The sequence below is a fragment of the Candidatus Amarolinea aalborgensis genome (assembly GCF_900491745.1).
In the GTDB taxonomy this organism is placed as follows: domain Bacteria; phylum Chloroflexota; class Anaerolineae; order SSC4; family Amarolineaceae; genus Amarolinea; species Amarolinea aalborgensis.
Genome location: NZ_UETR01000003.1, coordinates 40,209 through 65,662, shown reverse-complemented (window position 1 = coordinate 65,662; position 25,454 = coordinate 40,209). Strand labels below are relative to the sequence as shown.

The window sequence follows — 25,454 nt, the reverse complement described above, 5'->3', positions numbered from 1 at the left end:
AGCGATGTTCTGGATCTTGCTCTTAGCGCATTTCATCGCAGATTATCCCTTGCAATTGCCGTGGATCTTGCGCGCCAAGCGCACGCTGCGGGGCTTGTCCGCCCATGTCGCCATTCACATCGTCGTCATGGGCATCCTTGTCAGCCCGACCCTGGCCCAGGTCTGGCCCCAGGTGGCGGTCATTGCGGCCGCGCACTTCGTCGTGGACGCAGGCAAGAACGCCGTCATGCGCTGGCGTCCACGCTGGGTGGTGCGCAGCTACCTGGCCGACCAGGCCCTGCACATGCTCGTCTTGTGGCTGGCTTGCGCTTCGATCGCGCAGCGCTCTCCGGGCGCCGTCCCGTTTCTATCGCCCAACCTGGCTGTCATCCTGTGCGGCTATCTGTTGGCAACCTACGTCTGGTTCATCAGCGAGCGCATCTTCGCGCACCAGGATGAGGCCTACGTGCAAGAGATCAACCGCTATGGCGCGGCGCGCATGGCGGCGCGTGGGCTGCTGCTGACGATCTTCCTGGCCCTGGCCGCGCTGGCGTTTGGCCCCGCGCGCGTTTTGGCCGGCAGTTTCTCCTTCGAGACCCCGCCCGCCCAGGTTAGTCTTGCCCTGACGGCGCTGCCGTACCTGGCAGGAACATTTCGTCGCCGCGCCGCCGTCACCGACACCCTGGTGGCATTGGGCATCGCGTGCGGCGTCACGGCCCAGGCGCTCATGTCCGGCAGCTAAGCAAGAGCAAATGACGTCGCGCCGAATGGGCGCACCGCCGGGCGTCCACATATCAACGCACGACCAGGAACAAAAACAGGCAATCCGTGGCGATCCGTGTTCATCCGCGGCCTGTTTTCCGGTTAAGTCAGCCCTCACACCAAGCCACCAAGGCACTGAGCTTCTTGGTGTCTTGGTGGCTTTGTGTAAGCCATTGAGTAGTTTTCAGGTCAGTTGCCCATGCCCCGGTGGCACAACCGTGGATGAAAACAGGCAATCCGTGGCGATCCGTGTTCATCCGTGGCCTATTTTCAGGTCAGGCGGCTGCGAGCGCCTCGGCTGCCTGTTGGCCCGAAAAGACCGCGCCTTCCAGGCCGCTGCGAACGCCGAACGCGTCACCGGCTAGAGCGAGGCCAGGCAAACCCGACGGGAGCAGATAGGGGCGCGGGTAGACCGAGGCCACGGTGGCAAACCGCCACCGTTTGAGGTAGGCTTCGACCACAACGCTCTGGGGAGCCAGGAATTCCTGCAGGCTGGTATGAATCTCAGCCAGGATATCCGCGTCGTCGGCCTCCCACAGTCGACGCGCAAAGGCTGGGCTTGTCTGCACGGTGATCAGCGTCGCGTCGGGCGAGATGCCCTTCTCCTGGTTGTCCGCAATCCAGAAAAGATCGTGATGGCTGCGCATGAGCGCGCCAGGCGGCGGCAGGAAGATCTCGCCTTGCAGCCAAAAAAGACCGACCAGGCATGGGTCATACGTGATGGAGGCGAGGGCAGCCTGATCGGCTGCGCTCAATTCCACGTGGCCAGCCGCCAGCAGGGCCAGGCTCTGCGGCACGGGCGGAGTCAACAGCACGCGGCGGGCGAGCGTCAAACCGCCGGCTGCGTCTTCCACCTGCCAACCGCCCTGCACCTGGCGCACCGCCTTGACCGTGACCTGTGTCTGCACGTCCAGCCCATGCGCCAAATGCTCTGCCAGGGACGTCATACCGTCACGCGCGACATAGCGTGGATAGAACACCACATCCGGGCTGGGGCGCAGGCTGCCCTGGGCGAAGCCGGCGGCCCAGGGATGGATCAGACCCGCCTCCTCCCAGCGCGCCAGCAAGTCAGCAAAGCCGGCGTCATGCGCGGTGATGAACTGCGCGCCAAAATCGGCAAAGCCTGGCCCGACGCGTCGCGTGGCCATGCGTCCGCCCACGCTGCGCCCCTTGTCCACAAGGCGCACGCGTTGACCCAACGCATGCAGGCGCAGCGCGGCCATCAAGCCGGTCATGCCGGCGCCAACGACTAAGACATCGTAATCCATTACTCTCTCCTATCAAGCGACTCCAGCAGCTGCACTGGGTCGGCTACCTGCAGCGCGCCTTCTACCAGCACGCGTGCATAGAAGCGGCTCCAGCCAGGATGGACGCGGGCCGAAATCCGCTGCACGGCGCCGTCCACAAAATAGCGAGTCAGATTGCTGCATGGGCTGGCAAAATCGGTCAGTTCGATGACAACCTCTGCGCCCAGGCGCAGGCGCTGCCCGCGGCGCAGCGCTGCCCAATCCAGCCCGGCCACGGTGATATTCTCGCCGGCTGCGCCAGGGAAGATGGCATGGCCCTCGCCTTGCAGCGCCTCGATCAGGTCGAGCGAGAAAAGGCAAACCGCGCGGTCCGGGCCGCCGTGGTGAACCAGGTCGCGTTGACGGTCGCCCTCCAGGCCCTGGCGCGTGACCCGCACGGCCGCTTGAGGCAGCTTGGGAACGCCGCCGAGTGACACATTGATATGGCTAATCGCAGCTGTCAAGCTTTTGCACCTTGACCTTCAATTGCGGGAGCTTATGGACAAACGGGGGGTTCTGCCGATCATCCCAAGGCCGCCCCGCCGCCGCCGGCGCTGCCAACCGTGTCCATCCAATCGGGGTAGACGCGTTTATCCTGCAGCTCATACAGGCGAATGGCCTGCGTGGGGCAGTTTTCCGCAGCCAGAACCAGGCGTTCACGGTCGGCCGCCGCCGCGTCCACGACAATCGCAATGCCGTGCTCATCAATTTCGAAAACGCCTGGCGCTGTGCGCATACAGTCGCCCATGGCCGTACAGCAGCGCCGGTCAATCTCGATGCGTAAGGACGGCGTTTTGCCACTCGGCGAAACAACGCTGCCAGGCAGACCGGCAGCCGGCGCGGCGGCCGGCGCTGCGGTTGCGGCTGGGGGCTGGGCATTCTTTTTCCCGAACAACTTAGACACGAAACTCATGATCTATCTTCAAGCCTCGGCGAAAAACTAAAGTCCCGCTGGCCTGCCAGCGGGACTGGATACGCGACCCGGCCGTGAATGTCAAGGTCGCGGACTATGACTGGCTCATGCTCATGTGAAGAGACTGAGCCACTTCGGCCAACTTCTCCACCGTTCGCTCCGCGACTGGGATGTACGGCTGGTAATCAGGGCCGATGTACTGTGCGCGCGGGCGGATCAGGCGATTATCCGCGTATTGTTCGATCAGGTGCGCAGTCCAGCCCACGATACGACTCATGGCAAAGATGGTCGTAAAGAGGTCCAAAGGAATCCCGGCGTAATACAGGACAGTGGCGGAGTAGTAGTCCACATTGGGCGCCAGTTTGCGCTCCACGAAATGGGGGTGCGACAAGGCGCGCTGCTCGATGCGCAGCGCCATCTCGTGCAGGTCATGCTTCCCTACCGCGTAGCCCATCTCGTCGGAGACGCGGCGCAGGACGCGTGCGCGCGGATCTTCGGTCTTGTAGACACGGTGACCAATGCCCATGATGCGGCGTTGGCCCGCCATGGTGGCGTCGAACCAGGCGTCCACATGATCGAGGCTGCCGACTTCGTCGAGCATGTCCATCACCCCTTGGTTGGCGCCGCCATGCAGCGGCCCCTTGAGCGCGCCCAGCGCGCCGGTGACGGCTGCGTACATGTCTGCTTCGGTGCCGGCAATCACGCGGGCCGTGAAGGTGGAGGCGTTCAAGCCATGGTCGGCCAGCAGAACCAGGTACAGGTCAATGCCTTTGACCTTGACTGGATCAGGCTTCTCGCCGGTCAGCATGTAGAGGAAATTCGCGGCGTGGCCCAGGACCGGATCAGGCGGGACGATTTCCAACCCGTTGCGCACACGGTGGAAACCGGCAATAATAGAAGGGAACAGCGCCATCAGGCGCAGCGCCTTGCGCCGGTTCGATTCCTGCGAGTTGTTCTCCTCATCTGGATCGCTCACGGAGAGGAGCGAGATCACCGTGCGCAGCATATCCATGCCAGAGGAATTTGCAGGGAAGAGTTTGAGAGCCGCCACGATGTTGTCGGGAAGCGTGCGCATGGAGACCAAGTTGGCCATGAACTGGTCCAACTGGACCTGCGTGGGCAGCTGGCCGTTCCACAGGAAATAGGCCACTTCCTCATAGAACGAGTTGGCAGCCAATTCCTCGATGGGAATACCGCGGTAGGTCAGGCGGCCGGCGGTTCCGTCAATGGAACTAATGGAGGTCGCCGCGGCGATGACCCCTTCGAGGCCTTTGGCGACGGCTGCAATAACCGCAGCATCTTTATCCGGCATAGAGTCGCTCCTTTCACATGATGAGTATTCAGCCCAGTCGGGTTGAGTTACACAGGCAGTGAGTTAATGCTTGGGCACGAGCGTTACAAAGCACAGCCGCCGCTTGATGGTCACGGAATCAAGCTGCAGTTGTGGGGGCGCAAGTGGCCCAATTATACCTGTCAGCTACGGCGCTGTCAATTCATTCTTTTGCGTTGCGCTCGAAAAGCGTAAGCTACCTCTTATGACCGCCGCAACCGCCGGGCGGTCACAAGCACAAAATTTGCCCCGCGCGTGGATTGATGGTATACTGCCGGCCGTTACGGGCGAGTAGCTCAGTCGGTCAGAGCGCACGGTTCACATCCGTGAGGTCTAGGGTTCGAGCCCCTACCCGCCCACAGTCACAGCCTGCGGATTGACATCCGCAGGCTGTGTGCGTTTTAGCGTCGCCAGGGCTTGCACCGTATACGGTGGGCATCGGGGGAGTCGTTTCCGCTGGGACAAACGACCTGGGCGGCGCAATGGTCGGCGTCTACAGTCCCCTGCGCAGCGCCGCCTGCGCGGCCCAATACCCGCACATGCCGTGCACGCCGCCGCCAGGTGGGGTGGAAGAGGAGCAGAGGAAGATGCCGCTGGCGGCTCGACTGAGCGATCCGGCTGAGACTTCGGCGAGCCTTCGGCGTGAGCGCTCAGTCGAGCCGCTCATCGAAGCCTCGCCGAAGTCCGGGGGCGTGTAGGGGCTCAGGCTGGCGACCGGTCGGGTGAAAAGCTGGCGCAAATCCTGCACGCCGCCGTTGATGTCGCCGCCGATGTAGTTGGGGTTGTACGCGGCCATCTCGGCGGCGGTGCGCGTGCTGCGGGCGAGAATACGGTCGCGGAAGCCGGGCGCAAAGCGCTCGATCTGCGCCTCGATGGCGCCGGTCATGTCCACGGTTGAGCCATGCGGCACGTGGCAGTAGGCCCAGGCCGTGTGCTTGCCCGCGGGGGCGCGCGTCGGGTCGAAGGGTGTCTGCTGCACAAAGAGGACATAGGGGCGCTCGGCATGGTCTCCCCGCCAGATGGCGCGTTCGGACGCGGCGATCTCATCCAGCGTGCCGCCCAGGTGGACGGTGCCGGCCCGCAGGCATTCGGCCGCCCGCCACGGCGCCGGCCCGTCGAGCGCGTAGTCCACTTTGAAAACGCCGGGACCGTAGCGGTAGCCGCGGAGCTTGCGCCGGTAGGACGGGGGCAGACGATCGCCGGCGATGCTCTCCAGTTGGCGCGGCGTGACATCGAAGAGGGCGGCGGTTGCAGGCGGCAGATCGTCCATCCGGCCGACCCACTGCCCGGTGACGATCTCGCCGCCCAGGCTGCGCAGGTGCGCGGCCAGACTGTCGGCGATCCGCTGCGAGCCGCCGCGGGCCATGGGCCAACCGACCGCGTGCGCCAGCATGCCCAGAACGAGACCGAACGCGGCGGTCGCCGGCCATTCGAGCGGCATGATCGCATGCGCAGCCATGCCTGCGAATACGGCGCGGGCGCGCTCGCCGCGGAACAACAGTCGCGCCAGACTGGCTGCGGGCAACAAGGCCGGCGGACCAAAGCGCAGCAGGCTGAGCGGATGCCGCGGAAAGCGCAGCGGGCCGAGCATTTCCGCGAGCACGTTGCGCCAGTCCGCGGCCAGCGGCCCCATCAGCCGTCGGTAAGCCGCGGCGTCGGGGCCGAGCTGCGCGGCGGTGGCCTCGACCGAGCGTTCGACCAGGACGGCCGTACCGTCATCCAGCGGATGCGCAATGGCCGCGGGTGGGAAAACCCACGCCAGGCCATGTTTTGCCAACGGTAGATCGCGGAAAAACGGTGAAGCCACGCCCAGCGGATGGATTGCGGAACAGACGTCGTGCACGAAGCCTGGCAGGGTCAGCGCCGCGGAGCGCGTGCCCCCCCCGATCGTCTCGCTGCCTTCGATCACCAGGACGCGGCGGCCAGCGGTCGCCAGGGTGATGGCGGCCGCCAGGCCGTTGGGGCCGGAGCCGATGATGACGGCGTCATAGGATTGTTTTGCAGCCATGAAGCGTCCCAGCGGCTAATTCATCTGACGGCGGAGCCAACGCACCGGCGCAGCCATAATGTAAAGCCCGGTGCGCACGGCCGAATTGTGCCACACATTCTTTGCCTGCGCCCACTGCACCTTTGGATCCACGAGCACGATCTTCAGATCAGGCTCCTCGCCTTGCACACCGAAGAAGCCGGCCAGCGCGGTAAGCGTTTGCTTCCAGAAGATGTCCTCTTGTTTCAGCAGCCCCAGGCGAAACCCGATCTCGTAGATGGGGTCGCTGGCCCGCACCAGCGCCTGCACCTGGACGCAGGTAGTCATCTCCGCCTGCTCAGCTCCGCTGACGGGATTCATTTCCTGGTCAGCGCTGAAGGTGATCATGCCCGCGAACATGTGGCCCTGCGGCGTCATGAACGAGAAGGACTCGTCGTCGGCGTAAATGACCATGATGCCGGTGGAGATGAGCGGTCCGCCGCCGGGCGCGTTCATCCCGCCGGGGCCGGCGAGATTGAGCACGGCCACCTGGCCAGGCTCCATCCCCACGCCGCCAAAGTAACGGTTGCCTGCGGGCCAGAACGTGGCGAAGTTCTCTTTCCAGAGCTTGATGACCTGCTCCGGCGTGACGTCTGCGCCGCGGAGGCGGACGCGATAGGTCTTCTGCCACATCTGACCGAACCCCGCGAGGGGGCCGGAGAGCTGCTTGCCCTCGACGTTCAGGTTGGTGGCTTCCGGCGAAATGTCGCCGACCCGAAGCCCGTCCACCGGCTTGGCCCAGTAGGTCGCGTCGCGGCCCGGTTCTTGCACAGTGGGTGTGTCAACAAGTTCAGACATGGTTTACTCCATTCTTGATTTTCAATTCGCTATCAATAACTTTCAATAACCGTAACTATTCAGGCGGCGCGCCGTGGCAAGCGAGCGATTGAAATCGCGCCTGATGGGCGTTCCGCCAGGCGTCCACCTGAGTGGACGCGGCGCCGGTCGGCTCCGGCCGACCTGGCGGCGGCACGCCCTTGCGGCCCGAATTCATTCGGCGGCTGCAGTCCGCGCAGGATGCCTGAATAGTTACCAATAACCTTCAATAACCTTCGCTGCCATCGGCCATCATCACCCGGCTGCGGCCAGCGCCGCGGCTTCCGAGACGTGGATGCCGATGGCCTTGTCCAACTGCGTCAGGTCGAAGATCTGCCGATAGTGGTCGCTCAGCCCATAGGCGAGCAGGCGCTGCTTGTGGCGCTGCGTGCGAATCAGCATTGTCACCAGCAGGCCGATGCCAGAGCTGTTCATGTACTCCAGCCCGCTGAAGTTCAGGATGATCGCCTGGGCGCCATCCTCCGTGGCCTTGTGGTACGCATCCATCAGGATGCGCTCGGCTGTGCCAGTGACCTCGCCCCGAATGTCCAGAATGCTCGTTTTGGCGCTGCTCGTGCGCGTGGTAATCGTGAGTTTGGCGGATGCCATGGTTGTCTCCTTGCGTGATACGTGATACGTCTATTTGCTGCCGGCCAACGCGCTGGTCTCGTCCTGGAAGACGGTCATGAAGTCGGCCAGGCGGGTGATCTGGAAGATCTCCTGGTAGTGCGGACTGAGGCCGAAGACGAGCAGGCGGCGTTTGGCCTTGCGCGCGCGGGCCAGCAGGCCGACAATCAGCGCGATGCCCGTGCTGTTGATGTAGCTGACATCGCCAAAGTTCAACACGATGGTGGGCGGGTTGCGGCCCTCGGCTTCGGTATAGGCCGCGCTCAGCCTTGCTTCGGCGGCGGCGTTGATCTCGCCGCGCAGGTCAATGATGCCGGTGCTCGGCGGCTGGTGGCGCACGCTGGCGGCAAACGGTTGGACTGGCATAACTATCTCCTTGATTCTTCTAGTTTCATCACCAACTCGACGGTGTGATGGACGCCATCGTCGGCGGTCACACGCATGTCATCCACCATGCTGCGGATCAGGAAGAGACCCCAGCCGCGCGGAGATTGCAGCCCCGCCAGCTTGGCCTCCAGGTCGGGTGCGGCGGCCTGCGGGATCGGCTGGCCGCCGCCGTGATCGGTGATGCTGACGATCAGCTCGTCGGCGCTGGTTTGCACCTGGATGGCGACCGGCAGGTTGGGATCGTAGCGGTTGCCGTGCTCCATGGCGTTCATCGTCGCCTCCCCCACGGCGGTCTTGAGCCGCTCCAGCCGATCCGCGGGCAGATCGAGCCCCGAGACGGCGGTCGCCACCCGTTCCATCGCCTCGCGTTCATTGTCGGCGGCGCTGGCAACGGTGAAGTCGGCAAGCATCTCACCCCTGACCCCACTCTCCCGAACAAGTTCGGGAGTCCTGGGAGGATGTACGCGCTCCAGCGTCACGAACGTCACATCGTCCTCCTGCTCCCAGCCAGGACCGGTGAAGTCGGCCAGGGCGCCGCACAGGTGCTCGATAAGATCGGCGCCGCTGCCGGCGCTGCCAGCCAGGGTGCGCAGCCGCGGGAATCCGAACATCTCGCCCTGCGGGTTGTGCGCCTCGACCAGGCCATCGGAGTAGATGAGAATCATCTCGCCGGGCGCCAACATTGCCTCGTGCTCGTCATAGGTCATGTCCGGCATCAGCCCCAGCGGCATGCCCGTCGCGCGCAGCTCAAGGACTGTATCCGCGGCGCGTTGGGTGGGCAGGTTGTGGCCGGCGTTGGCGAACACGAAGCGCCCGGTCGTCGGATTCAGCACGCCGTAGAGGCACGTCACGAACATGCTGGGTGGGATGTCGGGGAAGAGCAAGTCGTTGACGTGCGCCAGGACCTTGCCCGGTAACGTGGGATCCTGTTCAGCCGCGACGCGCAGAATGCCGCGTGCGGCCGCCATGACGAGCGCCGCAGGCACGCCCTTGCCGGTCACGTCGGCCTCGACGATGCCCAGGTTGCCGTCGGGCAGGGCGATGAAGTCATAGAAATCGCCGCTGACCGCCTGGGCCGGCTGCCAGTAGGCTCCGACCTGCCAGCCCGCCAGCTCGGGCAGCTCCTTCGGCAGCAGAGTCTCCTGGACGACGCGCGCGACGCGCAATTCCTGTTCCAGTCGTTCACGCGCGCGGGTCTCGATCTGCTGCTGGCGCACGAGTTGAGCCACGCGCACGGCGGGCGCGGCCTGGGTCGCCAGATCGGAGAGGAGCTGGCGGTCGTCGGCCGTGTACTCCTGTTCACTGCGTCGCGGCCCCAGGTTGAGCAGGCCGATCAGCTCGCCCTGGCCGGTCAGCGGCGCGATCAGCCTGACCCCCGCCTCGCGCAGCGCACGCAGCGCGGGCGAGTCCAGTTTGACCCGCTCCAGGTCCACCGCGCCCCTGGCGCTCAGCAAGTAAGGGCTGAGCGGGTCGTTGGGCGCGAAATCTAGCGGCAGGATTTGTGCGGCCGCCGGGATCGGGCTGGCCGGCGCCTCGACGACGGGCACAGGCTGGGCCGCTGCCACCTGAGGTTGCTTGCGAAATGGGTTGCGCATAATCGCTCCGGATTCCCTTCGTATTTTACCCGCTGAGACGACCGTGACGCAGGAGTTCCTGCACCGCCGGCACCGGGTCGGGATCACTGAATAGCGCGGGATTCCCGTAATCTATTGGCATCGCAAACGTATCGAATGGCGTCCAGTTTGCCTCGATAAGGATGCCATTATTGTCCGTAAAATAGAACAACCGGATTGGCCCCTCGCTTGTCACATCCGTAACGGTCGCGCCTGCGGCGGAGAGGCGTGTGTGAAGATCCAGCAAGGCCATTTCATCTGCCAGTTCTAAGGCCACATGCTGGTACGTGCCTGGAAGGAAGGCGACACCGTGTTTTTCCCAACCGGCGGGCGGCGTGGGAATTTCAGCGTCCGGCTGCGCGAAGAAATGCATGATGAAATGACCAGCCTTGAAGAGGTAGTGGCAACCATGGTTCTCCCTCGGCCCCATCGCCCCAAAGAGCGGCATCCCCAACAATCCGTGATAAAAACGTACAGTCGCGTCCAAATCGCGCGTGACGAGCGAGAGATGGTGCGCGCCTCGCCAGGGGGATTGCGCGTTTGCAGGTTGGTTCATATTTCTACCTCTCCTTTTTGATATTCATTCGAGCAAGAGACTTTTTTCCTGATGACGCCATCAGTATACCCGATGATCGTCCTGAGATCGTTACGGCAAGCGTTACGAAACACGGACTTTTGTTTCCTGCAGCTCGCCACTTTCATGCATGGCGAATCGTAACTATTCAGGCGGCGCGCCATGGCGAGCGAGCGATTGAAATCGCGCCTGATGGGCGTTCCGCCAGGCGTCCACCTGAGTGGACGCGGCGCCGGTCGGCTCCGGCCGACCTGGCGGCGGCACGCCCTTGCGGCCCGAATTCATTCGGCGGCTGCAGTCGGCGCAGGATGCCTGAATAGTTACCAGCTGCGGTCTATCTTCAACGACTCTGGCTGAGCACCTTGCGTATCTACCTCGGCGACTTTCGGCTGCTGCCTGACTACTTCGGACGAGCGCATTATGATCTGCCAGGTCCCGACGAACGCTTTGGCGAGGCGGGACTGCGCGGCCTGGCCAGACTTTACACCGACAAGACCGGCCTCGATTGGCTAAGCGTTTACGAATCAACGATGAACCTCTTTTTGCAGCAGCTCAACCTGGAGCAGAGACATCATGGGTGAGCCATTGGTCAATGCGCAAGTGTTGGAAGCCTTCTTACAGCGACTTGGCCGCTGCTTCCATTTCCCAGCCAGGCTTTGCCTGGTATCTCCTGGCTACAGGATACCACCCGACCGTCCAAGAAACGTTACGAATAGCGTTACGAAGCTGTTGAACGTAAACTTGCGTCCAGTTCCCGCATCCGCCGACCGCTTTGCCGAATTTTCGGCGTTTCCATGCCCTGGGCAATTATGCTATAATCCGATCATCACAGGTAACGTGCCGATGCACTCAGCCAACTCCAGGGCGGCTCTGACAAAGGAGAGGTCGTTGTCATGACAATGGCTCAGGTAGAGTTATCACTAGCTTTAACACGAAGTACGGCGCGCCAGTTACGCCAATTGGCGCAGGCACACGGCGTCACCGACGCTGCGGTTGTGGAACAGGCGCTGGCGCTGTTGTTCGAACGAGATGATGGTGCGCTGCGCCAAGATTACTGGCTGTCGGTAGCCTCCATGCAAGGGGACTGGGAGGCCATGCCTGATGACTGGATAGCAGACGAGGTCCACGATGCCACATCGTCGTGGTGACATCATTGCCGTGCCCTATGAGTACAGCGATCTGACGGGCGGCAAGGTGCGACCTGCGTTGATCGTGAGTAGCGATTCCTACAATCTGGCCCGACCAGACGTGGTTGCTGCCGGAATCACCTCGCAGATAGGCAACATGGGACCGTACGATCATGTCTTGGCGGATTGGGCGGCGGCAGGACTTCGCTATCCATCGCTGGTGCGCGGACGGTTGCTGACCATCGAGCAAACACTGATTCGGCGTTCAGTGGGACGGGTGAGCTATCAGGATTGGGAAAAGGTCGAGGATAGACTGGTGTCTTTCCTCTTGAGCGATGAGGGTGCTGTTCGCTTCCTGCTAGACCACGTTACGCTGTCATCCTTGCCCGGAGCGCTGGTGCAAGCGTTAGGCGAAAAATCAATCCACGCGGGCTTGCGCCTGGCCAGCCGCGACGATCAAACTATTGATCTTGCCCATTGGCGCTCTCTCCTCTCGCCACAGCAGGCGCCCTGAGCCACACACTCACCCCTTCCGGCTGCAGCGTCTCCTGCACGATGCGAGCCAGCTCGCCCGTGAGCGCATCCAGGTCGGTCTCGTCGCGCGCGGTGATGGCGAACTGGGCCAGCACCCGCTGCGCATCGTACTTCTTGCGGAAGAAGCGCCGGTCAATGATGCCCTGGATGCGGCGGCGCAGCGGCGTGAAGAGCGCGGCGATCGCCAGCGTCGAGACCACGACGGCCAGCGGGGATTGCTCGACACCCGTCAGCGAGCCGAAGAGTCGCTGCAAAAATATAATGCTACCAAAGTAGACCAGCGCCAGCAGCGCGGTCAGCGCGCTGTACACCAGCGTCTTGCGGATGATGACATCAATGTCGAACAGACGATAGCGCAAGATCGCCACGCCCACCGCAATTGGCAACAGATACCCGAGGGCGTTGAACCCCCAATCCGTCAAGAAGAAATAGGGGGTCATGGTCAAGGCGTTATCGTGGCGAGTGAGAACGATGGATAGCGCCATCGCGAACCCTGCGATGCCTGCCCCAATCGCCAGCACCACCCACTTGGTCTGCACCCGTTCAACCGCAGTTGATACGCGCCGATAGCGATATACTTGCGCGGCGACAAAACTGCCAAAGAATACGGCAGCGAAAGGCACAAGGACGATCACATACCGATTGATATCAAGCACGGTGGCAGGGAAAAAGTAGACGCCAGCGAACACGAGCGTCCAAACGAGCGCCAGCCAACGCGTCCAGCGGGGAACGAAGCCGCCGTCCGGGAACAAGTAGAAAAAGAGCGCGAAGGCGACGATGCCGAGAAGTTCGATGATCCGCGTCGAAAGCCACCAGGCAGGCATCACCGCCGCCAATGCATCCATCACTGAATTGTCCAGGCCGATGATTAGATAGATAGACGCCACCCACGCCATGCGATCGTTCGGTCTACGCAGAAAGATCAACAGGCCCACGATGACGCCAATCAGCTTCAGGGCGCTGCGGGTGAGCGTGGTATACCAGGCATAACCGGTGATTGACCACCCCATCGCGTGCAGTCCGTCCACGCCGGACGGTGTCAGTTGCAGGCGCGACTGGCATGCTTGCGCGGTGTCGGTGCAGACTTGATGCAGGCCCGGAAACGAAACGGAAACGCCCGCTGCAAACACGGCAATCTGCAACACAAAAATAGCGACCCATAGCCCACGCGCGAGCCGACGGAGATTCGTCATGCTCTTCGCCCTTTCCCATCGCCCGCGTGATTCAACCACACGCTCACATGCGCCGACCGCAGCGCGGGTGTCCCAGGGGCGAGAATGCTCTTCTTGGCGGTTGCCTGTCGTCGTAGTATAATCTTGGCGCCATGGACGAGCGCGAGTTTTTCATCCCCTTGCCCGACAGTGCAACCCTGCGTGTGCGGTATCTGAAGGATCGGGGCCGCATTTTGCGTTTTGTCGTGCAATTGGAAATGCTGATTGATCAAGACTGGACTCCGATCGTGCGCTATGACAATGCGCATCAATTTGTGCATCGAGATGATCTCAAACCTGATGGCTCTCAAATCAAGACGCCACCGATGGCGTTTGCCGACAACGAAGATGGCTTCAACTTCGCTCTGCGGGATCTCCGAACGAACTATCGCTTCTACATGCAAAGGTACTGGCAATGGAGGGCAGAATGAACGCTCAAACAATGGCTGACAAGCTCTTTGAGTTGAGTGAACAGTTCAACCACTACATTTTTGATCATCCCCAGATCCTCGACAGCATTCCAGAGAAGGCCATGCTAGTCTTCCTGGATGCAAACGATCCGGTATTCAACCAAGCCAATCTGGCTTTGGCAGAGGCTACGCCGCTGCCCGACGGTAGCCGGCGCGTCTACGTCGAAATGAAGAAACGCGTACGCCTCGTGCAGCAGATTCAGTGGGAAGCAGACATCCGCTCCGTTCCACAGTTGGCCTGATTGTGCGGTCTGATCATCGTTTGCCACATTCCAGCCCGAATGGCTTCAACCGCCCTTCGGGCTTTCTGTTTTTCGCAACCATACGCTCACCCCTTCCGGCTGCAGCGTCTCCTGCACGATGCGCGCCAGCTCGCCCGTGAGCGCATCCAGGTCGGTCTCGTCACGTGCGGTGAGGGCGAACTGCGCCAGCACCCGCTGCGCATCGTACTTCCTGCGATAGAAGCGCCGGTCAATGACATCCTGGATGCGCCGACGCAGCGGCGTGAAGAGCGCGGCGATGGCCAGCGTCGAGACCACGACGGCCAGCGGGGATTGCGCCACGCCGGTCAGCGAGCCGACCAGCCGCTGCAACAGGATCACGCCCCCGAAATAGATCAACGCCAGCAGGGCCGTCACCACAGTGTAGACCAGCGTCTTGCGGATGATGACATCAATGTCCCACAGGCGGTAGCGCAGGATCGCGATGCCGATCGATATTGGGATCACTAAGAGCACCATTCCGAAAAGATCCTGAACAAATAAACTAACATCGTCAGGCGGCGCAACCGCGAAGATAACAACCTCGATCAAGAGGATCGCCATTCCGAAAACGAACCACTTCACCTGCTGCTTCTCCACGGCCGAATACACGCGTCGATAGCGATAAACCTGAGCGTAGAGGACGAGCACAAGGGTGGCAAGCACGATTGGCATCCCCAGGACGAATTGCAGGTTGGCGGGATCGGGCGCCAACACGCCCCACGCAACCAGAAACCCTCGCACTGACAGCGCAAGGAAGATCGCTTGCGCGACGACTACCAACCGCCATGCCCAGCGGGGGATCGCTCCACCGCCCGGGAACAGGAAAAACCAGATGAACATGGCGGACCACACAACCCAACCCAACAGATCAATCAGCATAAAAACCAGGCCGGGCGGCTGTGCGACGTAAAAGACTTTCTCTACATTGACAGCGCCCAACCCGGCCAGGACCAACGCTGTGTACCAGCCGAACCACTCGCCCTGCGCCCTCCAGAGAATGAGGCCGGCTACTAGCCAGAACGGAGCCATCAGGAGCACGCTCAGGGCAATTTCATAAAGGGCATAGGCAGCCAACGATAGCCCGCGCGCCTCAGCTTGCACCTGCACCAGCTCGTTGCTCGTGATGACTTCACCCGCCTGCGAGTAGCTTTCCACCGTCAGCGTCGTGATGCGCGTGAAATACTCTGGCAGGCTGACGAGCCACAGCGCGAGAAGGCTCACGAGGGCGAAGGCCAGCAAGGCACGGGCAGCGGGCAGCAAGCGCCCGTGGCGCTTGCTGCCCGGCAGTAGGTTACTTGTCTGAGGCGACGAGGGCAGTTCAGTCATGTGCCGATGTTCTGAAAGATCCAGCCCAGCACGTGTGTCTAGCACCATCGGCAGCTCACCGGCCGGCCGCGGGGTCGCTTTCGGTTGGGGCGTCACCCCCGCGCCGGGCCGCGCTGCCGACCGTGACGTCAAAGTTGTTGCAATCATGCATTATCTCCTGGGCTACAGGATACCACCTGACCGTCCAAGAAACGTTACGAAAAGCGTTACGATAGCATTGTACGCAAAAAAGCCGGCCATCGCTCTCATCGTGACCGGCGTTGTGACTTGTGCAGATACCGCGTGCGGTTCGCTAGGCGACAATCTCGGTCGCCGCCGCTGGGCCGTTAAGCGTCACCACCAGGAACTGCAGGACATTCCGCCCGAGAATAGCCTCGCTGCCTTCATGAACTGCCACAACCCGCACCGCGTTGAGCACGTGAGAACCAATGTGCAATGTCGCCAGGTACATGCTCACTCCCCGCCTTCTTCCGGAGATCCCCCGGATGAAAGCCTCCCCCACGTATCCTGCGCTCACGGCCTCCAACACGTCTATGGGAATCAATGTTCCATCCGCGCCGGAGTCGACGACGGCTGGGATCACCTGGGCTGGTTGCCGCTCGCCAGGCCGGCTCACACCGAGATCAACCACAGGCATGGACGGTGTGTACGCGTTGCTGTACGGATAGGTCAGCACTCTCATGGCGCGCCTTCCAACGTAGGCGAACGAAACGTATACTCTTCTTCGGGATTGGCCAGCACCTGTTTGATCAACACAGGGGTGTTGCGATAGCGCCGCTCGACCCGTTGATAAAGCGCAAGCTGATCGGAGTCGTGATCAACCAACTTGCCCTGGTGGATCGCCACATATTGGCCAGAATAATCGTCTAGCAGTCGCGCGTGCAGATGGAAGAACGCATTCATCTCGCGTTGCATACTTCGGCGCGCCTCGCTGCGCAGAAACTCACGAATTGCCTGCTCGGCCAGCCGTTGCGGTGTCGTGTTCCTTTCGCGCGCGGCCTGTTCCAACTGAGCAACGGTTAACTCGTTCACGGCAAGCTGCATCGTCATGGTGTCCTCCCTTCCAAATCCGATCAACCTCAGATATCATTATAGACGCGTGATCATGGGTGAGCAAAGTGAAGTTCGCAACGTTGCTGTGCGAATGTGCTTCATTGCCCTTGTTGCCGGTCAATAGGCTTGAGCCACACGCTCACCCCCTCCGGCTGCAGCGTCTCCTGCACGATGCGCGCCAGCTCGCCCGTGAGCGCATCCAGGTCGGTCTCGTCACGTGCGGTGAGGGCGAACTGCGCCAGCACCCGCTGCGCATCGTACTTCCTGCGATAGAAGCGCCGGTCAATGACATCCTGGATGCGCCGACGCAGCGGCGTGAAGAGCGCGGCGATGGCCAGCGTCGAGACCACGACGGCCAGCGGGGATTGCGCCACGCCGGTCAGCGAGCCGACCAGCCGCTGCAACAGGATCACGCCCCCGAAATAGATCAACGCCAGCAGGGCCGTCACCACAGTGTAGACCAGCGTCTTGCGGATGATGACATCAATGTCCCACAGGCGGTAGCGCAGGATCGCGATGAGGAGGCCGAAGTAGAGCGGCACCCAAAGCAGAACGTCGCCGATGTCATTCAGAATGCCGCCTCGCCCCGTGGCATCCAAGAAAACCGTCACCGAAGTGAGCGCGACGATCAACCCGAAGCCGACAAGAAACCATTTGGTTTGTTGGCGTTCGATGGCACTCGAGACGCGGCGGTAGCGATAGACCTGGCAAGCCAGAATGATGACGAAGTTCAACAGAACGGGCGTGATATAAGTGGGTTGTCCCCAATTAGGCAGGTTGAAGCGCGTGGCCAGATCTGGCGCAACATAAGCGATCACCGTGCCTGCCTGGATGAAAAAATGGTACACCACCAGCGCTCCCACCAGCCACGCCGCGCGGCGCGGTATGGCTTTGCCGTTGGGAAACAGGAACAGATAGGGCAACACCAGGAACCAGAAAAGGGCGTTGAGGCCAAACACCTCCACCGAAATCAGGTGGCTGACCAGGGTCTGCTCGGCAAGAGCAGACTCGCCCAGATAGACGATGATGAAAGCGGTGAACCAGGCGAACCACTGCCAGCGGGCCCGCCGGACGATCAGAGCCGCGACCATCAGCGGAATCAGGGCCGCCAGCGCGTTGAAAACGATGCGATAAGCTGCGTATTGCGTCAGCGACAGCCCCCGCGCCTCGGCCATCTGGGCCGCCAGCTCGTTGCTCATCTGCACTTGTCCGTAATAGACCACGGGCTCGATGGTCTGCATCGTGACGCGGTGATAGTAGGACGGGATGCTGGCAAAGCCGATCAGCAGATACAGAAGTTGAACTGCCAGGAGCACGGCAAAGCAGATGGTGAGCAGACGATCATACCTCGATGGCTGGCTGTTCATGGTCTGTTGTCCTGTGGCTCCGCCTGCCCTTGACCGGGCTTGTTGAACCTGAAGCGCACCCAACGACGTTCATCTCTCATTACGACCCTTCCGGTGTCCGTGGCGCCGTCTTGCGGAACCCGATCACTGACTGCTCAGCTTCCATTTGTTCACGGTATTCATGTCCGCCCTCACCATGCTTGTCGGATGGAAGACAGTCAACGTGCAGGACTGACCGTGTGTGCTCGCCATGCCGCCATCCCGCAACATCGGGACCGGCGCCTGGCGAAACCAACGCGGTCAGCCCTGCGCCATGCTACTCTATCACCGTCAACGTGCGCACCATGCCGTGTTGCGCGTGGGACATGGGCGGGGTGGAGGCGAAGTCGGGCAGGGCGCACAGCACTGTGTACGTGCCCACCGGCAGGTCCAGGGTGGTCCACGCCTTCTCGCCGGCGCCCATGGGCGCCCAGAAGGCGACCTGCTCGTAGGGCGGCGGTCCCTGGGGCGGCCCCTCCTGTCCCATCATGGCGATCAAGTCCGCAACGGTGACCCCTTCGTTGAGCTTGACGATCATCATCTCATGCCACTGGCTGCCCTTGTTCTCGATCTTCCAGGTCTGCGCGCCGGTCTTGATTTGGTCGGGCAGCGTGAACTGGAAGTCTATCAGGTCAACGTTGACCGCGGCGACTGGCGCGGCTGGGGCGGGACCGCTGTTGGCCGTGGCCGTAAAGCTGGCGACCTGTGGCGGGCCCTGGCCGAAGTCCAGGATGATATGGTTGCCCGGCTTGAGGTCATAGACCACGCGCTGGCTGGCCCCCGGTGCAGCCTGTCCACCGCCCAGCAGCGTCACCATGGCGAGCGCCGCCATCGGGCCTTCCGCCGCCTGCACGGCCCCCATGAACTGCTCCACCGTCGCGCCATCGTTGAGGCGGGCTAAGAACGGACCATGCGCCGCCTGCCCGCTGTTCTTGACCGTCACCGCGACCAGACCGGCCGGCACCTGCGCCGGCGCGGTCAAGGCGCTGTCCGAAACCTCCACCGTCACCTCTGGCATCGCCACGGGTGTGGGGGTCGGCGCGGCGGCCGGTGCGCTGCACGCCGCCACAACCAGCGCGGTTGCCAGCATCAACACGACGATTTTCCATCCAGCTGCTATCTGAGTCTTGTAAGACATTACTACTCTCCTTCTTGCTACGAAAATGATATTGGATTGACGCCAGGCGCCTGAACTCATGTCACACCACAACCATCCCCACGACCTGTACGATCCATGCACGGGCGTCCGACGTCTTGCACCGATCAACTACCACTGGCATACTCGCCGACCGTCCAAGAAACGTTACGAAAAGCGTTACGAAGCGGTTGAACATACGATTCCAGCCATTTCACGCGCCCAGGGAACGTCGGCAGCAGGGCTAGTGCTACTTTTGAGCCTGGAACAGCTATGCTATAATGGCGAAAGTTGCGCGAGCCTGTACTTCGCAAAAGGAGTGGAGTTGTATGTCCCATCATTATCAGTCTGATGTGCGGTTGGATACTGCTGATGCTCGACGGCCGCAGTTGGTCGTAGCTGTACCTCTCGATCAAACGGACATTGTCCGCGAGGCCCTGGCGAAGTTGGCAAGCAGCCCATCGTCAGGCGCTTCCGCCCAAGAAGTAATCCTGAATGCCCTGCGCGTGGCGGCCGAACAAGCCTATTTCTGGGCGCCATCGTGGCAGGAAAAGGAACAAGCCGCAGACCGGGCCATTGCAGAAGGACGGGTCGAAACCTTTGGCAACGTCGCTGGCATGATCGAGTTCCTAGACCAGCAATGAAGTTTCGTCCTGCCCAGACTTTCTGGGAAGCATACGCAGCGCTCCCGGCTGACATCAAGGAGAAGGCGCGGGAGGCGTTCCAGCGCTTCCAGGACGGCGCCGAGCATCCACCCTTCCATCCATCGCTGCGCATCCGCAAGATGCAGGGGCATGCGAGCATTTGGGAAGGCCACGTCACCCTGCAATACGTCTTCACGTTCCACATCGAACAGGACGAGGAAATGGGGGAGATCATCTACGTCTTTCGCAACATCGGCACTCACGACATCTATCGGCGTCCCTGAGCGGAATCTGGCGTGAATAGCCACACGCTCACCCCCTCCGGCTGCAGCGTCTCCTGCACCACGCGCGCCAACTCACCGGTCAGCGCATCCAGGTCGGTCTCGTCGCGCGCGGTGACGGCGAACTGGGCCAGCACCTGCGTCGCATCGTACTTCTTGCGATAGAAGCGCCGGTCAATGACGTCCTGGATGCGGCGGCGCAGCGGGGTGAAGAGCGCGGCGATGGCCAGGGTCGAGACCACGACGGCCAGCGGCGACTGCGCCACGCCGGTCAGCGAGCCGACCAGCCGCTGCAACAGGATCACGCCCCCGAAATAGATCAACGCCAGCAGGGCCGTCACCACAGTGTAGACCAGCGTCTTGCGGATGATGACGTCAATGTCGAACAGGTTCGAGCGCAGGATCGCCAGGCCCATCGAAAGAAAGATGACCTGGAACATCAGATTCCCCACGATGAGGAAGACGGATCGTCGCAGCAAATCGCGATCAGCAGTTGTCCCCAGCGTTGGGTCGCCGGTGATGGCGATGTAGGCCAACAAAACCACCATGAGTATGGCCATGGCGCCCATGCCGAACAGCACCCAACGCGTTTGTCGCTGCTCCACCGAATTGGAGACGCGGCGATAACGATAGATTTGCGCCGCCACGCCGCCCAACAATACGAGCGGCCACCCCGTCCATGCCAGGAATGATCCCAAAGGGCTTCCGATGCTGATCAGCCCCAGCGTGTCTTGTAGGAAGAAAGCAACACCAAAATAGGCGACGGCGAGCCAGTAGAGCCGCGGAATCATGCGCCCATTCGGAAAGAGGCCGAAAAACAGCGGCAGGGACACGGTGGCAAGTAGCCCAATGATTTTTGCGGGGAGCGCGAACGCAGGATACGCGGCTGCCAGGACGCTCTGTGCATTGCCAATCGTACCGAATGTGATCAAAAAGAAGGAAACCAGAAGCGCGATCGGTTCGCTGCGCTTGCGCGCGAAGATCAGGAGGCCGAGCGTGAGCGGAATCAAGGCATAGACGACCAGGATGCCGAGCCGCAGCAGCGCATACGCATCCAACGAGAGGCCGCGGGCAGCAAGCTGTGCGACCCCTGTGGGCGTGGCATAGTCGAACTCCGCGCACTGCGCGGCTGCCGCGGTGCATACCTGGCGCAACTGGCCGTAGTACACCGCCGATCCGGCCACGAACATCAGCAGCGCGACCGCGACGACCACCATCCAGGCGATCTGCGCCCAGCGCAGCCAGCGTGAGGGCGTAGCGACAGATAGCTTACTCATGGTTGCGACCTCATAGAACGATCCGAGGACGGACGCAGCCACACGCTGACCTGCTCCGGCTGCAGAGTCTCATGCACCACGCACGCCAGCTCGGCGGTCAGCGCATCCGGGCCTGTCCTGAGCGATGTCGAAGGTTCGGTCTCATCGCGCGCCGTGATGGCGAACTGCGCCAGCACCCGCTGCGCATCGTACTTCTTGCGGAAGAAGCGGTGGTTAGTGCCATCCTGGATGCGGCGGCGCAGCGGCGACTGCTGGACGCTTGTCAGCCCACCGGCCGGCCGCAGGATCGCTTGCGATTGGGGCGTCACCCCCGCGCCGGGCCGCGCTGCCTGCCGTGACGTCAGAGTTGTTGCAATCATGGATTATCTCCTGGCCTACAGGATACCACCTGACCGTCCAAGAAACGTTACGAAAAGCGTTACGACGTTGTTGAATGTGAGGCGACGTCCATTTCGCGTGTTCAGGTCGGCTGCTGGCGGTCAATGGATTGCGCTTTCCCCTGTCGGCGCTAACCGACTGCTTCACGGCGTGTTTGCAAAAAAGACTTCACTCGACTACAATCAATACAGCACGGGACTACTGGAGGTGCGTTATGACGTTCGTAGCGAGGAGTACGAGAGCAGATACGATTTTCCTGCCAGAGAAGCTCTTCAGCTTGTTGAAATTGCGAGAAGGCGATGCTGTCAAGATTGTAGTCGAAGGGCAGACGCTACGAGTCGCTCGCCTGGAGGCTTTTCTGAACTTGCGTGGTGTATTGGCCGGCGACGAAGCCTTTGACCAGGCCATCGAAGAACTGGAGCGGGGATGGGCCGCATGGACTTTACCCGTCTTTGCATAGACACAGGGCCTGTGATTGCCTTTCTGAAAGGCCGCGATCCAGGCGCCTCTGCAGTTGAACACGCCGTGCGGACATTGGACTGCTTTGTCACCGTCATCACTGCCTATGAACTGCTCTTCGGCGTGGCGCGGGCGCGTCGCCACATCGGCGAAGATGCGTTGTTGGGAACCCTGCAAACGTTGCCGTTGGACATCATGGCTGCTCGGCGCGCGGCGCAGCTGCACGACGAACTCATTCGGCGCAACCAAGACATCGGGATCAAGGACGTATTGATTGCCGCCATCTGTCTGGAACACCAGCTGCCTTTGTTGACCCTGAACGAACGGCATTTTGAGCGCGTGCCCGGGTTGACCGTAGTGACTGCCACAGAGATGGCGCTGTAGATTCACGTTTCACTCCTCAGGATATGCGGGTAGGGGCATCCTTCAACCACACGCTCACCCCCTCCGGCTGCAGCGTCTCCTGCACCACGCGCGCCAGCTCCGAGTTTCTCATTGTCCGCGTTCCAGGCGATATAAACGCTCCAATTGCTTGCGGTTGACCCGCTCCGGCGTCCAATGCAACGCGAGATCGCGCAGGCCGCGCGCCAGCGGGTTTTGCACGTGCGCCAACTGACCAAGACGCCAGGCGGTGTTCGCGACCCACTTCACCTTCGGCATTCTGATGCGTTCGAAGCGTTCGAACGCCTGAGCTGCCGAGCCTGTCTTGCTGAATTCCTCAGCCAAAACCCGCGCATCTTCGATCGCCTGGGCGCCGCCCTGGCCGAGGTTGGGCGTCATCGCGTGGGCGGCATCGCCGATCAGGACGACTCGTCCTTCGTGCCAGCGCGGGATCGGTGGGAAATCGAACAAATCCGTGCGAATCACGTCGGTCATGCGGCTGGCGGCGATGATTTCGGGGATCGGACTCGGAAAGTCCGCGTACCAATCCGCCAACCTGGCCGCGATCTCGCCTGGCTCGGCATGCCCGCCTGCCGCTGCGTTTACCGGTGCGAACCAATACACCTGGCCGTGCCCGATGGACGAAAAGCCGAAGCGATAATGCCCGCCCCACACTTCCCAGCACGTGTTGGTCAATGCGCTGGGGAGTGTCATTGCGCTGATGCCGCGGTAACAGGTTTGACCGCTGTAACGAAGCTTAACGCCGGGGAAGAGCTGCTCTCGAACGACGGAATGAATCCCATCCGCGCCGACGAGCAGGTCGCCGGCCGCTTGGCTGCCGTCCTCGAAGTAAGCTGCCACCTGGTCGGGGCCGCTCTCGAAGCGGCTGAAGCGCTTGCCGAGATGCAGCGCGCCGACCGGCAGCGCGGCCGCGAGGATGCCGATCAGGGCGGCACGCTGGATCGAGATCGTTGTTTGGCCGTATTGAGCCTTCACCGGCCCCAGGTCGAACGCTGAAAGCACCGTCCCCGACTTCGTGCGCAGTTGGATGGAATCGAGCGGACACCCTGCCTCAGCAACCGCGGCGGCCAGGCCAAGTTCGTTGAGCACCTGCATTGCATTGGCGGGCGCCCAAATCCCTTTGCCGACAGGGCGTAACTCCGGGGCGGCTTCGTACACCGCGACATTCCACCCTTTCTGGCGAAAGGCCAGGGCCGCCGTCAGGCCCCCGATGCCGCCTCCGATGATCAGGGCGCTTGGCATTTTCTCCGCTGGCTCCGCGAGGTTCTTGGCTGTTGTTGAAGTGATTGTCACAGGTCTTCCTTCCAAAGCGCACGGCAATCCAGGTCGTCAGCTGTTTCCTTCTACGGGAAAAGGTGCAGGCGCGGCGCAAACCTGCCCGTTCGCGCCATGTACGCCCGATACTCGTCCCCAAATTTCTGTATCAGCTCCGCCTCTTCTCTCGGAATCACCAGTCCAGCGATGCCCAGGAAAGCCGCGCAAGCCATCGCGAACATGAACCAGTTCGCCGCCAGCAGACTCAGCGCGACCAGGCTCAGCGCAGCAGCGGAGTATAAGGGATGGCGCACCCAGCGATAAGGGCCATGAGCGACCAGGACGTGCTGCGACTTGGTCAGAAATGTCTCCGAGATATTGTCGCCGATGCTCCTGAACACCCAGTAAATCAGGGGCCACATCGCCAGGCCGACTGCGGCGCCCAGCCAACGCAGCCATGCAGGCAAGGGCATTGCTGACCACGCCATCCACGCAGGGTTCACCATGTAGGCCAGGATGGACAGGTACAAGGGAGCCGCGAAGACCAGACGCGACAGCAGGACAAGCTTGCCTTCGCGCGCCCGTGGAATCGCTTCACCTGATCGGCGTGCCTTGCGCCGAAAATAGCCCGAGATCAACAGCGCGCCGACACCGATGGCGATGAAGAACCACCTGAATACCTGCTCATGCGCCATGTGGTATCTCCAGCGCCGCCAGGCCGGAATACACATCAACTTCGTCGAAGGTCATTGGGTATCTCCTGACGTCACTTCTTGCGCAGCCACACGCTCACCTGCTCTGGCTGCAGCGTTTCCTGCACCACGCGCGCCAGCTCGCCGGTCAGCGCATCGAGATCCGTCTCGTCCTGCGCAGTGAGCGCGAACTGCGCCAGCACCTGCTGCGCGTCGTACTTTTTGCGGTAGAAGCGCCGGTCAATGACGTCCTGGATACGCCGGCGCAGCGGTGTGAAGATCGCCGCGATCGCCAGCGTCGAGACGACGACCGCCAACGTGGACTGTTCGACGCCCGTCAGTGTGCCGACCAGCCCTTGCAGCAGGATCACGCTGCCGACGTAGACCAGCGCCAGCAGCGCGGTTAGCACCGTGTAGACCAGCGTCTTACGGATGACGACGTCGATGTCCCACAGCCGATAGCGCAGGATCGACACCACGATAGACAGCGGGAATACGATCAGAAAGCCGATCCACACCAGCAAACCTAGCGTCTCAGCCGCCGAGTTACCTTCGAAGAGATCCAGCCCGAAGATGCCCACGGCGGCAAGAATGACGCCCATCGGGACCAGCGTAATCGCAAGACCGAAGACAACCCACTTGATTTGCTGACGTTGAATGGGGTCAGAGATGCTGCGGTAGCGGCATACCTGCGCGAAAGCACCGGTCAGCATGAACAGCCCCATCACCGGGAACCCGCGCGCCATGTAGGCTTCCTCGAAAAAGATGCGCCCCAGTTGGACTGCAGCCACCGCCACAGCCGCCCACCGCGTCCAGCGCGGCACGAAACGCCCATCGGGAAACACGTAGAACAGCCAGATCAACAGTGTGCTCGAAAGCGCTGCAAAGATGAGATCGAGCGACTGGGCGGTCGTACTGGCAGCGAAAACAACCTGAAATCTGTCGCCAGTCAGCGCCATCAGCAGGATCAGCGAGAAGATGTAGGCCACGGAATCGGCAGAACGCTGCCAGAACACGAACCAGGCCAAGAGCAAGTAGATCGCTTGCAGGGCGATATCGAGCCAAGCCATGGGGTCCTGTTGCGCCTTGGCAACGCTTTGCGGCAAGGCCAGCAGGTACAGCGCTGTGAACACTACCACCGTGACAGCCCACAACAGGCGCATCAGGCGGCCGGTATGTAGGTCATGATTGAGCATGGGCCTCTATTACCTCCGTAAGTCCGGTCATCGTTCGACCAACCTTGCTTGGCT

31 protein-coding genes and 1 tRNA gene are annotated in these 25,454 nt (G+C 61.8%); 11 read left to right on the top strand and 21 right to left on the bottom strand.

Annotated features, from left to right (window positions below; translation table 11 throughout):
- Positions 1-4: 4 nt before the first annotated feature.
- On the top strand, positions 5-721 hold the full coding sequence (locus tag ACPQ6D_RS05110) for a DUF3307 domain-containing protein (protein ID WP_423223224.1): 717 nt from the start codon (positions 5-7) through the stop codon (positions 719-721).
- A gap of 295 nt (positions 722-1,016) precedes the next feature.
- On the opposite strand, the gene ACPQ6D_RS05105 is transcribed toward ACPQ6D_RS05110, so the two are convergent.
- The 4 genes from ACPQ6D_RS05105 to ACPQ6D_RS05090 form a co-directional block, all read right to left on the bottom strand.
- Positions 1,017-2,009 carry an NAD(P)/FAD-dependent oxidoreductase gene (locus ACPQ6D_RS05105; RefSeq protein WP_423223223.1) on the bottom strand — a complete coding sequence of 331 codons (993 nt, stop codon included), beginning with the start codon at positions 2,007-2,009 and terminating at the stop codon, positions 1,017-1,019.
- A complete protein-coding gene (locus tag ACPQ6D_RS05100; RefSeq protein WP_423223222.1) occupies positions 2,009-2,491 on the bottom strand; it encodes an MOSC domain-containing protein in 483 nt (160 codons plus the stop codon). Before ACPQ6D_RS05100 ends, ACPQ6D_RS05105 begins: the two co-directional genes overlap by 1 nt.
- 59 nt (positions 2,492-2,550) lie before the next feature.
- Positions 2,551-2,940 (bottom strand): ferredoxin, encoded by a 390-nt coding sequence (locus ACPQ6D_RS05095; RefSeq protein WP_423223221.1) that lies wholly within the window; start codon positions 2,938-2,940, stop codon positions 2,551-2,553.
- 94 nt (positions 2,941-3,034) lie between these two features.
- Positions 3,035-4,252: a citrate/2-methylcitrate synthase gene (locus ACPQ6D_RS05090; protein WP_423223220.1), complete on the bottom strand. Its 1,218-nt coding sequence runs from the start codon at positions 4,250-4,252 to the stop codon at positions 3,035-3,037.
- A gap of 303 nt (positions 4,253-4,555) precedes the next feature.
- On the opposite strand from ACPQ6D_RS05090, the gene ACPQ6D_RS05085 reads away from it, so the two are divergent.
- A tRNA-Val gene (locus ACPQ6D_RS05085) sits at positions 4,556-4,629 on the top strand.
- A gap of 134 nt (positions 4,630-4,763) precedes the next feature.
- Here ACPQ6D_RS05085 and ACPQ6D_RS05080 read toward each other — a convergent pair.
- From ACPQ6D_RS05080 to ACPQ6D_RS05055, 6 genes are all read right to left on the bottom strand, one after another.
- The gene (locus ACPQ6D_RS05080; protein WP_423223219.1) at positions 4,764-6,278 is read right to left on the bottom strand and encodes a phytoene desaturase family protein; all 1,515 of its coding nucleotides are present in this window, start codon (positions 6,276-6,278) and stop codon (positions 4,764-4,766) included.
- 15 nt (positions 6,279-6,293) lie between these two features.
- Positions 6,294-7,094: a hypothetical protein gene (locus ACPQ6D_RS05075; RefSeq protein ID WP_423223218.1), complete on the bottom strand. Its 801-nt coding sequence runs from the start codon at positions 7,092-7,094 to the stop codon at positions 6,294-6,296.
- A gap of 273 nt (positions 7,095-7,367) precedes the next feature.
- Entirely contained in the window at positions 7,368-7,721 is a 354-nt protein-coding gene (locus tag ACPQ6D_RS05070) for an STAS domain-containing protein (RefSeq protein WP_423223217.1), read from the bottom strand.
- Positions 7,722-7,751: 30 nt separating this feature from the next.
- Positions 7,752-8,105: an STAS domain-containing protein gene (locus tag ACPQ6D_RS05065; protein WP_423223216.1), complete on the bottom strand. Its 354-nt coding sequence runs from the start codon at positions 8,103-8,105 to the stop codon at positions 7,752-7,754.
- Positions 8,106-8,107: 2 nt separating this feature from the next.
- Positions 8,108-9,721 (bottom strand): ATP-binding SpoIIE family protein phosphatase, encoded by a 1,614-nt coding sequence (locus ACPQ6D_RS05060; protein ID WP_423223215.1) that lies wholly within the window; start codon positions 9,719-9,721, stop codon positions 8,108-8,110.
- Between the two features lie 25 nt (positions 9,722-9,746).
- Positions 9,747-10,295 (bottom strand): VOC family protein, encoded by a 549-nt coding sequence (locus tag ACPQ6D_RS05055; RefSeq protein ID WP_423223214.1) that lies wholly within the window; start codon positions 10,293-10,295, stop codon positions 9,747-9,749.
- A 380-nt stretch (positions 10,296-10,675) separates the two neighbouring features.
- Here ACPQ6D_RS05055 and ACPQ6D_RS05050 point away from each other — a divergent pair, with 380 nt between their 5' ends.
- The 3 genes from ACPQ6D_RS05050 (at position 10,676) to ACPQ6D_RS05040 (ending at position 11,954) form a co-directional block, all read left to right on the top strand.
- Positions 10,676-10,894, top strand: a complete 219-nt coding sequence (locus tag ACPQ6D_RS05050) for a hypothetical protein (RefSeq protein WP_423223213.1) — start codon at positions 10,676-10,678, stop codon at positions 10,892-10,894.
- 312 nt (positions 10,895-11,206) lie between these two features.
- Positions 11,207-11,461 (top strand): hypothetical protein, encoded by a 255-nt coding sequence (locus tag ACPQ6D_RS05045; protein ID WP_423223212.1) that lies wholly within the window; start codon positions 11,207-11,209, stop codon positions 11,459-11,461.
- Positions 11,442-11,954 carry a type II toxin-antitoxin system PemK/MazF family toxin gene (locus tag ACPQ6D_RS05040; protein WP_423223211.1) on the top strand — a complete coding sequence of 171 codons (513 nt, stop codon included), beginning with the start codon at positions 11,442-11,444 and terminating at the stop codon, positions 11,952-11,954. Before ACPQ6D_RS05045 ends, ACPQ6D_RS05040 begins: the two co-directional genes overlap by 20 nt.
- On the opposite strand, the gene ACPQ6D_RS05035 is transcribed toward ACPQ6D_RS05040, so the two are convergent.
- A complete protein-coding gene (locus tag ACPQ6D_RS05035) occupies positions 11,902-13,167 on the bottom strand; it encodes a hypothetical protein (RefSeq protein ID WP_423223210.1) in 1,266 nt (421 codons plus the stop codon). The genes ACPQ6D_RS05040 and ACPQ6D_RS05035 overlap by 53 nt on opposite strands.
- Positions 13,168-13,298: 131 nt before the next feature.
- On the opposite strand from ACPQ6D_RS05035, the gene ACPQ6D_RS05030 reads away from it, so the two are divergent.
- Positions 13,299-13,616, top strand: coding sequence for a DUF7718 family protein (locus ACPQ6D_RS05030; protein ID WP_423223209.1), 318 nt, complete (start codon positions 13,299-13,301; stop codon positions 13,614-13,616).
- On the top strand, positions 13,613-13,897 hold the full coding sequence (locus ACPQ6D_RS05025) for a DUF5647 family protein (RefSeq protein WP_423223208.1): 285 nt from the start codon (positions 13,613-13,615) through the stop codon (positions 13,895-13,897). Before ACPQ6D_RS05030 ends, ACPQ6D_RS05025 begins: the two co-directional genes overlap by 4 nt.
- A 45-nt stretch (positions 13,898-13,942) precedes the next feature.
- On the opposite strand, the gene ACPQ6D_RS05020 is transcribed toward ACPQ6D_RS05025, so the two are convergent.
- From ACPQ6D_RS05020 to ACPQ6D_RS05000, 5 genes are all read right to left on the bottom strand, one after another.
- The gene (locus ACPQ6D_RS05020) at positions 13,943-15,391 is read right to left on the bottom strand and encodes a hypothetical protein (protein WP_423223207.1); all 1,449 of its coding nucleotides are present in this window, start codon (positions 15,389-15,391) and stop codon (positions 13,943-13,945) included.
- Positions 15,392-15,536: 145 nt separating this feature from the next.
- The gene (locus ACPQ6D_RS05015; RefSeq protein ID WP_423223206.1) at positions 15,537-15,926 is read right to left on the bottom strand and encodes a retroviral-like aspartic protease family protein; all 390 of its coding nucleotides are present in this window, start codon (positions 15,924-15,926) and stop codon (positions 15,537-15,539) included.
- Complete coding sequence (locus ACPQ6D_RS05010) at positions 15,923-16,321, bottom strand: DUF5678 domain-containing protein (RefSeq protein WP_423223205.1); 399 nt, start codon at positions 16,319-16,321, stop codon at positions 15,923-15,925. The genes ACPQ6D_RS05015 and ACPQ6D_RS05010 overlap by 4 nt, the downstream gene beginning before the upstream one ends.
- 74 nt (positions 16,322-16,395) lie before the next feature.
- Positions 16,396-17,664, bottom strand: a complete 1,269-nt coding sequence (locus ACPQ6D_RS05005) for a hypothetical protein (protein WP_423223204.1) — start codon at positions 17,662-17,664, stop codon at positions 16,396-16,398.
- A 295-nt stretch (positions 17,665-17,959) separates the two neighbouring features.
- Entirely contained in the window at positions 17,960-18,820 is an 861-nt protein-coding gene (locus ACPQ6D_RS05000; RefSeq protein ID WP_423223203.1) for a hypothetical protein, read from the bottom strand.
- 326 nt (positions 18,821-19,146) lie between these two features.
- Here ACPQ6D_RS05000 and ACPQ6D_RS04995 point away from each other — a divergent pair, with 326 nt between their 5' ends.
- Positions 19,147-19,461, top strand: coding sequence for a hypothetical protein (locus ACPQ6D_RS04995; RefSeq protein WP_423223202.1), 315 nt, complete (start codon positions 19,147-19,149; stop codon positions 19,459-19,461).
- Entirely contained in the window at positions 19,458-19,745 is a 288-nt protein-coding gene (locus tag ACPQ6D_RS04990) for a hypothetical protein (protein ID WP_423223201.1), read from the top strand. The genes ACPQ6D_RS04995 and ACPQ6D_RS04990 overlap by 4 nt, the downstream gene beginning before the upstream one ends.
- Here ACPQ6D_RS04990 and ACPQ6D_RS04985 read toward each other — a convergent pair.
- Positions 19,730-21,019: a hypothetical protein gene (locus ACPQ6D_RS04985; protein WP_423223200.1), complete on the bottom strand. Its 1,290-nt coding sequence runs from the start codon at positions 21,017-21,019 to the stop codon at positions 19,730-19,732. The genes ACPQ6D_RS04990 and ACPQ6D_RS04985 overlap by 16 nt on opposite strands.
- Positions 21,016-21,378 carry a hypothetical protein gene (locus ACPQ6D_RS04980; protein WP_423223199.1) on the bottom strand — a complete coding sequence of 121 codons (363 nt, stop codon included), beginning with the start codon at positions 21,376-21,378 and terminating at the stop codon, positions 21,016-21,018. The genes ACPQ6D_RS04985 and ACPQ6D_RS04980 overlap by 4 nt, the downstream gene beginning before the upstream one ends.
- A gap of 296 nt (positions 21,379-21,674) precedes the next feature.
- Between ACPQ6D_RS04980 and ACPQ6D_RS04975 the strand changes: the two genes are divergently transcribed.
- Entirely contained in the window at positions 21,675-21,857 is a 183-nt protein-coding gene (locus ACPQ6D_RS04975) for a hypothetical protein (RefSeq protein WP_423223198.1), read from the top strand.
- Positions 21,824-22,240, top strand: a complete 417-nt coding sequence (locus tag ACPQ6D_RS04970) for a type II toxin-antitoxin system VapC family toxin (protein WP_423223197.1) — start codon at positions 21,824-21,826, stop codon at positions 22,238-22,240. Before ACPQ6D_RS04975 ends, ACPQ6D_RS04970 begins: the two co-directional genes overlap by 34 nt.
- Before the next feature lie 108 nt (positions 22,241-22,348).
- Here ACPQ6D_RS04970 and ACPQ6D_RS04965 read toward each other — a convergent pair whose 3' ends face one another.
- From ACPQ6D_RS04965 to ACPQ6D_RS04955, 3 genes are all read right to left on the bottom strand, one after another.
- Positions 22,349-23,551: an FAD-dependent monooxygenase gene (locus tag ACPQ6D_RS04965; protein WP_423223196.1), complete on the bottom strand. Its 1,203-nt coding sequence runs from the start codon at positions 23,549-23,551 to the stop codon at positions 22,349-22,351.
- A 50-nt stretch (positions 23,552-23,601) separates the two neighbouring features.
- Positions 23,602-24,207, bottom strand: a complete 606-nt coding sequence (locus ACPQ6D_RS04960) for an isoprenylcysteine carboxylmethyltransferase family protein (RefSeq protein WP_423223195.1) — start codon at positions 24,205-24,207, stop codon at positions 23,602-23,604.
- Positions 24,208-24,278: 71 nt separating this feature from the next.
- A complete protein-coding gene (locus ACPQ6D_RS04955) occupies positions 24,279-25,400 on the bottom strand; it encodes a hypothetical protein (protein WP_423223194.1) in 1,122 nt (373 codons plus the stop codon).
- Between the last annotated feature and the right edge of the window lie 54 nt (positions 25,401-25,454).